Below are 11,101 nucleotides of genomic sequence, written 5' to 3'. Positions count from 1 at the left end.
TTGTCATCACATTAACGAGTTTAAAGGTGATATCTGTCCTGTTTTTACCAGTGAATGGACCATACGTCTCCCAGGGAGTAATTACAACTAAATTATGGCGATCTTGCATGGTAGTTGGCGGCCAACCTCAGACCTTAAAGATGGGCATCAGTCAAACGCTCCGTCTAAACCCAGTGATCAGCAACCTTTAAATGGAACATTATTTATTTGGGCTGAAACTTGGCGCAGTGCAACCGCAAAACAAAGCCCAATTTCTGAAGAGACGTTGCCCCATCCTTTGGGAATGGACCCAAAGGAATTGAGTCAGCTCCTGCTCACGTTATATGAGTCTCGACAGCTGTTCCTCAGTCCCTCCCTACAATCGGTCGTCCATTCACCCCCAAAGCGTAAAAAAGCCCGATCTGCAAAAACTCGTTCCCCTACAGCGTCTCCCAGCACAGCCTCTTGGAATGCTCAAACGGTTACTTTGCCCGCCTATACCGAGGAAGAAAGACTGATCCCGTTTCACTCATCTACTGTATTAGATGAAGATGAGTCCTATGAACTGCACCCTTTCGAAGTACAAGGTTTAGAACTCCCTCCTGAGCAAGCATTAGATTTCTTAGCCGGACTTCCCCTACACACCAGCACGGATGAGGAGGCTTTTCTAGGGGAAGAGCTCCTTTTTTGGTGCCATTCAGTCCGTTGGGGGCTAGATTTACTCACCCGTTCGAAATTTATTCCCTCGATTCAGGCCCAAACAGACCAATCCTGCCACTTCTACTGGCAACCCTTACTGGATAGCGCGACGGATCGACAGCGGTTTCAACAGTTCGTTAAAGGGATGCCTCAAGCTTGTCTGTTTTATCAAGCCACTGTTACTCAAGCACCAGCAGTGGCATTGCCGACCAAAGCGGGATATCTGCTGACGGATTTTTTAACCCATATTATTGACCATCAGGTCCGCCAAGGAATTGATGATGAGTTCATCACCTCAATGCAAAAGGCAGGGGTTGACTCAACGTTTGGGCAATGGCTACCGGCCTTGAGTTCATCTAGCTCCGTTCTCAAAGAGACAAAAGAAAACTGTGGCACCTGGGTTGAGACCCTAAATCAATGGTTACGCCCCATTGAACAAAGTCTTCAAGAACAGCAGTATCGCGCCTGTTTCTATTTACAACCCCCAACAGGTCATACACACTGGAAAGTAGAGTACTTTTTACAAGCGACGGATGATCCAACATTTCTAGTCACCGCAGAGGTGGTTTGGAATACGACTTCAGAACAAATGGATTATTTAGGCCGAAAGATTGAGCGTCCCCAAGAAACGTTGTTGCAAGGACTGGGATTGGCCTCCCGGGTTTACCCCTTGCTAGAAGAAAGCTTACAAGGGGCACGACCGACAAAATTAGGCTTATCTCCGACCCAAGCCTATGACTTTATCAAAGCAGCAGCATGGCGGCTAGAAGATAGTGGGTTTGGAGTCATGTTGCCTCCCAGTTTGTCAGACCAAAATGCCATGGCAAACCGGCTGGGATTGCAAATTAAAGCCGCTGCACAATCTCGCAATGACAGTTCTATTGGCTTAGACAGTTTATTGAATTTTCAGTGGGAGCTCGCCATTGGGGGGCAAACTTTGTCTAAAGTCGAATTTGATCAGTTGGTTGCCCAGGAATCTCCCTTAGTAGAAATTAATGGCGAATGGGTTGAATTTAGACCTCAGGATATCAAAGCAGCTCAAAATTTCTTCGCCTCTCGCCAAAACAAAACTGGCTTGTCCTTGGAAGATGCCCTCCGCATCAGTACCGGGGATACCTTAACCATCGATAAACTCCCGGTGGTCAGTTTTGAGGCATCGGGGTCCTTAGAAGCATTACTGACGACCCTCAGTGGCAACCAAACCTTAACAGCCATTTCTGAACCCCCTGGTTTTGAGGGAAGTTTACGCCCCTATCAAGCCAGAGGGGTGGGCTGGCTGACTTTTCTAGAGCAATGGGGACTTGGCGCTTGTTTAGCAGATGATATGGGCCTGGGGAAAACCGTACAGTTTATTGCCTATCTCTTACACCTAAAAAATGAAGGTCGACTAACAGGTCCGATGTTACTCGTTTGTCCCACCTCTGTGTTGGGGAATTGGGAGCGAGAAGTGCATCGGTTTGGCCCCAAGTTAAAGGTAGTAGTGCACCACGGTTCGGGGCGCCCCCAAGGCAAAACCTTCCTCAAAAAAATCAAACCCTTAGATTTAGTCATTACTAGTTATCCGCTAGTCTTTCGGGATGAAAAAACCTTATCAGCCCTCACCTGGCAGGGAATTGTCTTAGATGAGGCTCAAAATATCAAAAACTCTGAGGCCAGACAATCCCAGGCAGTCCGTAATCTGCAAGCTAAAGTGCGAATTGCCCTGACGGGTACCCCCTTAGAAAATCGCTTAACGGAGCTCTGGTCTATTCTTGATTTTCTGAATCCGGGCTATCTCGGACCTAAGCCCTTTTTCCAACGACGATTTGCTACCCCCATTGAGCGATACGGTGATACAGCATCGTTGACGACGTTGCGATCCCTCGTCCAACCCTTTATCCTACGTCGAACCAAAACAGACCGAGACATCATCCAAGACTTACCTGAAAAACAGGAAATGACTGTCTTTTGCAGCTTGACTCCTGAACAAGCGAAGCTTTACCAAACCACGGTTCAGGAGTCGTTGGATGCAGTAGATGCTGCCAAGGGAATCCAGCGTCGAGGGATTATCTTAGCGACATTGGTCAAACTCAAGCAGATTTGCAATCATCCTGCTCAGTTTTTGCATGAAGAGACTTTAGATCTTGATTTACAGCGTTCAGGCAAATTGAAGCGGCTGCAAGAAATGCTAGAAGAATTACTAGATGAAGGGGACCGGGCGTTGATATTTACTCAGTTTGCAGCGTTAGGCAAACTGCTCCAACAGTATTTACAAACTAAGTTACAGCGAGAAACATTACTTCTCTATGGAGGCAGCAGCAAGAAACAGCGAGAATCGATGATTGATCGATTCCAACATGATCCCCAAGGACCTCGTATCTTTATTCTGTCCTTAAAGGCAGGTGGAGTGGGCCTCAACCTCACCCGTGCTAATCATGTTTTTCATTTCGATCGCTGGTGGAACCCCGCCGTAGAGAATCAGGCCACAGACCGGGTTTTTCGGATTGGCCAAACTCGCAACGTCCAGGTGCACAAATTTGTCTGCACTGGCACCTTAGAAGAGCGGATTCATGAACAACTTGAAAGCAAAAAAGCACTGGCAGACCAGGTCGTCGGTGCAGGAGAGAACTGGTTAACCGACCTCGATACAGATCAGCTCCGTAATCTGCTGTTACTAGACCGGAATGCCGTTATTGATGAAGAAGGAACATAACTCCATCTGTCAATAACGGCATCATCTATTGGTTACTTCAGTTCACCCCATGCCTATAAAGTCAACATCTGGTTTTGAGCTGCGGTAATGTCACCTTGCACAGTCAGAGTATCCCCACTACTCAAGCTGGCAGTCATTCGGTCATGGCTAATCACAGTAGTTGACAGCAAGGTTGCTGATCCTAAATCCAGTTCATCCAAACCATCAAAATCCTTAAAAACAAACTGTTGCTGAAGATTATCTTCAACTACGTCCTCCCCCAGGACAAAGCGATCGTAGCTCCCACTTCCTTGCAGGGAAGTCTGAGAGTTGTCAGCCACAAGCATATTGGGCAAGTCCTCTCCCATCAGACCATCTGGTTGCCATTGTCCACGAATGGCCCCAGGCGCAGAGCCAACAGTATGAATATTCCAATACAAAGGAATATCCTCACTAGCGGCTGTGCCCCGGATTGTATTCACAAAATCACTCAATGGAATCAGGGATGGATCAGAGGTTTCCCACATGCCTTGTAAGGTCACTGAACCATCTTCATTACGGGAAATCCTTAGATCGTCACTATCTTGATCGTTAACCGTTAAATCTTCTAAATCAATGAGAGCAAAGGCAAGAGGACCATTTTCACCCCTAATCGCATTATGGATATGGACTTTGGTGACATCGTCACTCGTATCAGCCGTAAAGGCAGTACCATCGCCAATAAACTGTCCAAAATCTAAACCAAAGACAGTGAGCGTATAGCTCAAGGCATCGCCCGCACGATTCAATTCCAGAACTGACTGCCCAGACGCTTCAGGATTATTGCTGGGAGTTACTTCTTGACCAGCCGTTAACTCTGATGAAAGACGCACTGGAGGCTGGAATCCACGTTCTAGAAGTTGGCCTCGAATGGCACCCGATGGAGAGCCTTCAGTATGGACATTCCAGTATAAGGGGATGTTGCCCCCCCTTTCTACATTGCGAAAGTCATCAACAAACTCGCTCAGGGAAATTAAGGCTGGATCCGTTAACTCCCATCGTCCGGTCAAAGTAACAGATCCATCTACATTCCGCTGGAACTGCAAATCATCGGCATCCTGATCATCAATGGCTGGATCACTTAAATCGATGGGCGCAAAGGCTAAGGGGCCATTCTCACCCCTAATCGCATTATGGATATGAACCTTGGTCACATCATCACTAATATCTGCAGTAAAGGGGGTTCCATCCCCAATAAACCTGCCGAAATCTAAACCAAAGACCGTTAATTGATAACTTAAGGCATCTCCACCTGCATTTAATTGGAGAATAGAGGTTCCCCTGGCATCAGGGTTATTGCTAGGTGTAACTTCTTGGTTTGCAGTGAGTACAGAAGCCACTCGAACTGGAAAACCAGCACTATCCATCTGCTCTAGAGAAAGTGCAGGCACAACAGGGCTGCTAGCTAATAATATCCCCGGAGGGACATTTCGAATCTCTTCTGTGGGGTTGATTTGCCTTTCTGCTCTACCTTCAGGCCAGTCTTCCGCTGTCAGCTCAATATTATCGAGGGGAAAATCAAATGTGCCCCCTATTTTCGAGGAATTAGATATCCCATCACCATTGCCCCCAAATATAACTAAATCGACATCAGACTCCTCGGTTGCAACCGGATATTTTCTTGTGGAGATAAGCATAAAATAACCTTCAAAAAAATATTAGCGATGAAAATAATGTGAGTTCAAACTGCCAATGGGGAAAATTTGAAATAGTTAGCTATAGGTATAAAAGCAAATAGATGCTATTAAGATCAAGCCAAACTGGCAGATACTTTACAAGATATAGATAGGTTATAAGACATAAAGAAGAAAACTAATTCTACAGATTTAGTACTCCAATTCTTTGTCATAAGCCAAAAGATATCTAGTCTCTTAAGACTTGCCTTCTATTATTTTTAAAAATTAAAACTTAGCCCTTTACATCCAATCTATCAGGCAGGATTTTGGGGCAATGTAAAGTACACATTTGTGCCTTTACCCATTTCAGACTCCACCCAGATTCTGCCATTATGACGTTCTAGAATTTTCTTGCAGGTTGCCAATCCCATGCCTGTCCCTGAATAGTCATCTGAGTTAAGTCTTTGGAAGACCTCAAAAATCAACTCAACTTGGTCACTATCTAAACCAATACCGTTGTCATGAATACTAAACAGGTAACTTTGAGCTTTATGGTTATCCTGCTGATCATAATTCCCAAAAGACAGATACCCAGTACTGCCTGTTTTCTCAGCCACATCTTGTGGCAACAAACTCACTGAAATTTTAATGTCCGGTTTGTTATTAGGGGGCTGAAATTTCAAGGCATTAGTGATGAGGTGATAGAAGAGCTGCATTATTTGGTTCCTATCTGCCATGATGGTCGGCAAAGAGTCATGGTGAATAACAGCAGATTTCTCAGTAATTTCTACCTGAAGGTTATCGAGCACCATGGCCAAAATAGATTCACAGGCAATTTCCTCAACAGCCAGCTCTTCATTGCCGACTCGAGCATAATCCAGCAAAGCATCAATGAGCTTCTGCATCGTCCCGCTGGTATCTCGCAAGCGTTTTAAATATTCAAACACCTTGGGGTTAGTATTCGATTGGCAGCATTGTTCAACGAGTCCGATGGCGAAGAGAAAACTTTGTAAAGGTTGCTTCAAATCATGAGACATCACATGGGCAAACTGCTCTAATTCTCGGTTTGACCGCATTAATTCTTGATTCTGTCTGAGCAGTTTTCGCTGTTGGTTTTGCAGCTGTGTTCTTAAGCGACTAATGGTAATTTGATTTTCAATCCGTGCCAGTACTTCAGGCAATTCAAAAGGCTTAGTAATGTAGTCAACACCACCCAATTGAAACGCTCTAACTTTATCCATCGCTTCATCTAGAGCGCTGATAAAAATTACTGGGATTTCACGGGTAACGGGATCCGCCTTTAGATGTTCACATACCTCATAACCTGACATTTGAGGCATTTTAATATCTAGCAATATTAAATCGGCACGAGTATTTTGTAACGTTGTCAAAGCCATAAGACCACTGCGAGCACAGCGAACTGCGAATCCTTCTTCCGTCAGCATGCTGGAGAGGATACGCAGATTTTCTGCCGAATCATCAACGACCAAAATATTGGACTTTAGGGTTTTATTCGGCAAAGTTGTCATTCTTTCATTCGCAAAGTCGGGCTGAATTCAACAGAAATTTAACCAAATGGCAAAAGATTCTCAATTTTATTCCTAATAGTACAGGGTTTACACCTTAATCAAGTACTATTTCCGCAAAATTTCAGATCCCTCTTTATCACTCAAGGATATATTAATGATCAGTTCTCCCATAGCCTATAGGATCCCTCTAACTATTGATTCCGATAGAAATAGCTAACCCTTCTAAGGTTGTAAAATACTTTCCTCGTAGACATTAACTATTTTAATCACTGGTTCTGGATCCATCTCTTTCAAGGGTTGGATAGGTAGGGATATCCGAATCCCATACCATCGGTGATCTCACCTGCTCTTACCGTATCTAAATGGCTATTGAAAATGCGATATTTTAAGGGAAATGATGGAATTACTATTGATCGCCTGAACGGATACCAATGACTATGCTGGAACAAGGCACAATTTCGATACATACCGAGAATATCTTCCCGATTATCAAAAAATGGCTCTATTCAGACCATGAGATTTTCTTGCGGGAACTGATTTCCAATGCAGTAGACGCCATGCAGAAGATGAAGATGGTGTCGATGGCCGGGGAATATTCCGGTGAAGTGGGGGAACCTGAGGTTGTTATCACCATTGATCAAGACAACAAGCAGCTCACCATTACTGACAATGGCATCGGCATGACGGCCGATGAGGTCAAGCAATATATTACTCAGGTTGCCTTCTCCAGCGCTGAAGAATTTGTCGAGAAATATAAGGATAGTGGCGATCAGGCCATTATTGGACATTTCGGCTTGGGCTTTTATTCTTCTTTTATGGTGGCGCAAAAAGTTGAAATTGATACCCTGTCCTACAAAGAAGGGGCTGAAGCGGTTCATTGGTCCTGTGACGGCAATACCGACTATCAGCTAGAGGCCTCTGAATGGAATCAGCGAGGTACCAAAATTACCCTCACGTTGATGGAAGAGGAGGGTGAATATGCCGAAGAAGCTCGAATCAAGTCTTTGGTCAAGACCTACTGTGATTTCCTGCCTGTCCCCATCAAATTAGGGGATGAGCAAATCAATAAGCAGAAGGCTCCTTGGAAAGAGTCTCCTAGCAGTCTCACTGACGAAGATTATCTGGAGTTTTATCGGTATCTATATCCCTTCCAGGAAGACCCTTTACTGTGGGTGCATCTCAATACAGACTATCCTTTTATCGTTAATGGCATTCTCTATTTCCCAAAGCTGAAGCCTGACATTGATGTTACCAAGGGGCAAATTAAGCTGTTCTGCAATCAGGTGTTTGTCAGCGATAACTGTGAAGAGGTGATTCCTCAGTTCTTGATGCCACTACAGGGCGTAATTGACAGTAGCGACATTCCCCTCAATGTCTCCCGCAGCTTTTTGCAAAACGATCGCACGGTAAAACGAATTGCTGATTACATTGCTAAGAAAGTTGGTGATCGCCTGAAAGCTCTGTATCGCGACGATCGAGATGCCTATATTCGCTGTTGGCAAGATGTGGGAACTTTCGTCAAGTTTGGTGCTATCAACAACGATAAGTTTAAGACACAGATCGAAGATATTCTGATTTATCGGACGACGGCTGAACTGGCCGCAGCAACCGTCGAGACTCCTGCTGAACCAGCCGCTGAAAAGGCTGAGGATACAACAGATGATGCTTGGGCAGATTCTCCAGCAGATGCCCCAGATGCCCCTACGACTTCAGCAGAACCACCCCATACCACCTTGAAGGAGTATCTGGAGCGCAATAAGGAGCGTCATGAGAACCAGGTATACTACAGCACTGATGAGGTCAACCAGGCCACTTATGTCTCCTTGCTGAACAATCAAGGTTTGGAAGTTCTGTTCCTGGATACTTTTATCGATACCCATTTTGTTCCGTTTTTGGAACGGGAATATACAGACGTTAAGTTTGCTCGGGTGGATGCAGATTTAGACGAAACCCTCATTGATAAAGACCAAGCAGCGGAAATTGTCGATCCCACCACGAACCAAACGCGCAGTGAAATCATTAAGGTGTTGTTTGAGCAGTCTCTGGGCCAACCCAATTTGACGATTCGTACGGAAGCACTGAAGTCGGATACTCCCCAAGGGGCTCCTCCAGCCATGGTGCTGTTACCAGAATCTGCTCGCCGGATGCAGGAGATGATGGCGATGATGCAACAACAGACAATGCAGTTTCCCACTGAATATACGTTGCTGGTGAACACGTCTCATCCACTCATTCAAAACCTGTTAACCCTGAGCCAAGGAGGGGTGGTCCAAGCGGATGGCCAATCCCCATCAGGAGAATTGGCAAATCAGATTTGTCACCATGTTTATGATTTGGCCCTGATGGCTCAGAAAGGGTTTGATGCGGAGGGAATGCAGGCGTTCACTGAGCGCTCCAACCAGGTGTTAACTCGGTTGACTGAGTTAGCTGCCAAGTAGGTTCACTGAACATTGGGGAAGGACTATACTGTTTTTTTCCAATGTTCAACCTTTCGAGAATGAGAATACGTCAATGTCTAGGGCCGAGAGACCTGTTTATAGTCCCCTCAGTATCGATGCTGAGGGGACTATGTGCTTGCAGATCAAGGTAAATGGTATGAGAGACGCTTTACTCAGCTAGACACTCAACAATCGTCCCAGCCAGGTATCGACTTTTTTTTGAAACTGATGCTTGCGTTCCCAGCGCCGAAAAGCCTGTTCGTAGGCTTCATCTCCGGTGTGATATACATTCCAGGTATTCAGTCCTAAGCGCAATCCCCAGATCAAGGCAATATACAAGGACCATGGGGAGGAAAATCCCATCAGGGTATTGATCAGGATAAGACTTGCATTTGCGATCGCATATCGTCCTGCTTTTTTTCGTAAGTTGGCGCGACGATACTGATTAAAGCTTTGGCGCTTCACTAATTCCCCTTCTTGGGTTTTGATACTTTGGGCTGCTTGTTCCAAGGTGATTTGGGGAATCGCCAGCTCTTCGGCGATTTCCAAAAGCTGCGCATGGGAAAATTCACCCTCATAGTCTTGCTGTGCGATCGCAAGGTTGAGGATTTGCTGAATTTGCTCTTGGCTATAGGTCAATGTTGCTTTTGACGGTTCCGTTGCCATGCCAAACTATCCAGTATCTCAATTCTATTATGACAAACTTGCCGACCGTCACAGTTCGAATAGGGTAGGGCTAGCCCTAATCTTTTTTTAAAACAATCTGTTGTCGGTCCACGTCAGTACATGTTGAGAAGGCCTCTAATGACCGTATTGTCGGCTGTTTGGCCCTAATCTCAGTGCTTTCAGAAAGGGTTCGGAAATTTCTACGTCTTTCCCCTAGCTTTGCTAAACAGGTATCACTTCTGTTACCCAGAGATTAACGCCAGGAAACCTGATGGAATTCGTCTATCTAACCCGAGTCGTTTTCCTATCCATCGCCATCCAATTTCTATCTGGCAACGCTTCAAGACAGAAACGGGATTAACCGGAACTTCACTAATACATGAGAAGTTGAGCCCATAGGAGCCTCCTTCCCCATGCAATTCATTCCCAGATAGGGAAAATTGAGGGCGACTCTCCTTTAGACGAATAACATCTTTATAAATTTTTATGGCTAGATATACTTGCTCAACAACCGTTTCACAGCCTTTAGATAACGTTTACTCTAGATTACAAACATTTTTAGATGGGAACGGCTTAGAAGTCTTATTTTTCCAAAAGGACTGTCTGATTGCCCGAGAACATCCTGGACAAGTTGCCCAGGCCAAACTCGTCACCATTGAAGTTGCGGTGGAAAATGCCCTAGGCTCCGCTAATGCTAAGCAAATGGATGTCGTTGTTACGAATGAAGAATTGCCCTTTCACCAACAGAATCATTGCTTACAGATTTTCAATCAACTCAGTGAATTACTGAATATCGGTTGAGGGTTGATGGTGCTGCCAAACATTTTGAACCTTATCCCAGGTGAGACGTTCTCAGCAGGATGGAGATAATACCCTCTCAAACTGGCCATCTTCGCATCGCTCATTCCCTCAGCAACTTGCCCAGTAGATCAATCCTCAAGGTTCATCTACTGGGCAAGTTACATTTGGATCTTTACTCAGATCCCATCCAGAAGATTGGGGCTACCACAATCCACGAACGGGTTGTGGCGCAACTTCATCTGCTGGGGCTGTTGGGGTAGCCGGGGCTGGCTCGCTAATCCCGGCAGGACTAGCTGGGGCAACATCACCTGTAGGAGCTGCAGGAGCTGGGCTGTCAGCACCACCGATAGAATCAGAACTCTCTTCTACCGTCGTGGGTGAAATAGTCTGGCCACTATTGGGAGTTGTGGGATCAGGAGTGGGAAGGGCTTCAGGGGTTCCAGGAGTAGGGGCCGCTTCAGGGGTCGGTGTGATTTCATCGGTCGCTGCCGGGGATTGGTCTGGTTGAGGAACGTCCTGGGACCTAGCCATCTGGGGGGACAGAATAGAGAAGCTCACTAAGCAACCTAAGGCGGCTGTGGATAAGACGCGTCGTTGAATGCTGGGTACTAATTTAGTCATTAAAATGACCTCAAAGGTTAGGGAACAGTTGCCTAAAAGGAC

7 protein-coding genes are annotated in these 11,101 nt (G+C 45.6%); 3 read left to right on the top strand and 4 right to left on the bottom strand.

Annotated elements, in window-relative coordinates; all coding sequences use genetic code 11:
* The first annotated feature begins 94 nt into the window (after positions 1-94).
* Complete coding sequence (locus I1H34_RS11450; protein WP_212665731.1) at positions 95-3,370, top strand: DEAD/DEAH box helicase; 3,276 nt, start codon at positions 95-97, stop codon at positions 3,368-3,370.
* 53 nt (positions 3,371-3,423) lie between these two features.
* On the opposite strand, the gene I1H34_RS11445 is transcribed toward I1H34_RS11450, so the two are convergent.
* Together I1H34_RS11445 and I1H34_RS11440 are read right to left on the bottom strand one after the other, a co-directional pair.
* On the bottom strand, positions 3,424-5,025 hold the full coding sequence (locus I1H34_RS11445; RefSeq protein WP_249370018.1) for a CHRD domain-containing protein: 1,602 nt from the start codon (positions 5,023-5,025) through the stop codon (positions 3,424-3,426).
* Positions 5,026-5,318: 293 nt separating this feature from the next.
* A complete protein-coding gene (locus I1H34_RS11440) occupies positions 5,319-6,533 on the bottom strand; it encodes a sensor histidine kinase (protein WP_212665730.1) in 1,215 nt (404 codons plus the stop codon).
* A 431-nt stretch (positions 6,534-6,964) separates the two neighbouring features.
* On the opposite strand from I1H34_RS11440, the gene htpG reads away from it, so the two are divergent.
* Positions 6,965-8,971 (top strand): molecular chaperone HtpG, encoded by a 2,007-nt coding sequence (gene htpG, locus I1H34_RS11435; RefSeq protein ID WP_212665729.1) that lies wholly within the window; start codon positions 6,965-6,967, stop codon positions 8,969-8,971.
* Between the two features lie 177 nt (positions 8,972-9,148).
* Here htpG and I1H34_RS11430 read toward each other — a convergent pair whose 3' ends face one another.
* Positions 9,149-9,637: a 2TM domain-containing protein gene (locus I1H34_RS11430; protein ID WP_212665728.1), complete on the bottom strand. Its 489-nt coding sequence runs from the start codon at positions 9,635-9,637 to the stop codon at positions 9,149-9,151.
* 486 nt (positions 9,638-10,123) lie between these two features.
* Between I1H34_RS11430 and I1H34_RS11425 the strand changes: the two genes are divergently transcribed.
* Positions 10,124-10,438 (top strand): hypothetical protein, encoded by a 315-nt coding sequence (locus tag I1H34_RS11425; protein ID WP_212665727.1) that lies wholly within the window; start codon positions 10,124-10,126, stop codon positions 10,436-10,438.
* Positions 10,439-10,639: 201 nt separating this feature from the next.
* On the opposite strand, the gene I1H34_RS11420 is transcribed toward I1H34_RS11425, so the two are convergent.
* Complete coding sequence (locus I1H34_RS11420; protein ID WP_212665726.1) at positions 10,640-11,059, bottom strand: RodZ family helix-turn-helix domain-containing protein; 420 nt, start codon at positions 11,057-11,059, stop codon at positions 10,640-10,642.
* Positions 11,060-11,101 lie beyond the last annotated feature (42 nt).

The sequence above is a fragment of the Acaryochloris marina S15 genome (assembly GCF_018336915.1).
Taxonomy (GTDB): Bacteria; Cyanobacteriota; Cyanobacteriia; order Thermosynechococcales; family Thermosynechococcaceae; genus Acaryochloris; species Acaryochloris marina_A.
Note: the sequence above shows the minus strand (reverse complement) of the source record. Positions and strands in the feature narration are given on the sequence as shown.

Excerpts from the sequence above, each read along its gene's own strand:
- I1H34_RS11450 (WP_212665731.1), top strand. The coding sequence starts at position 95 with ATGGCGATCTTGCATGGTAGTTGGCGGCCAACCTCAGACCTTAAAGAT.
- htpG (WP_212665729.1), top strand. The coding sequence starts at position 6,965 with ATGACTATGCTGGAACAAGGCACAATTTCGATACATACCGAGAATATC.
- I1H34_RS11445 (WP_249370018.1), bottom strand. The coding sequence starts at position 5,025 with ATGCTTATCTCCACAAGAAAATATCCGGTTGCAACCGAGGAGTCTGAT.
- I1H34_RS11425 (WP_212665727.1), top strand. The coding sequence starts at position 10,124 with ATGGCTAGATATACTTGCTCAACAACCGTTTCACAGCCTTTAGATAAC.
- I1H34_RS11430 (WP_212665728.1), bottom strand. The coding sequence starts at position 9,637 with ATGGCAACGGAACCGTCAAAAGCAACATTGACCTATAGCCAAGAGCAA.
- I1H34_RS11440 (WP_212665730.1), bottom strand. The coding sequence starts at position 6,533 with ATGACAACTTTGCCGAATAAAACCCTAAAGTCCAATATTTTGGTCGTT.
- I1H34_RS11420 (WP_212665726.1), bottom strand. The coding sequence starts at position 11,059 with ATGACTAAATTAGTACCCAGCATTCAACGACGCGTCTTATCCACAGCC.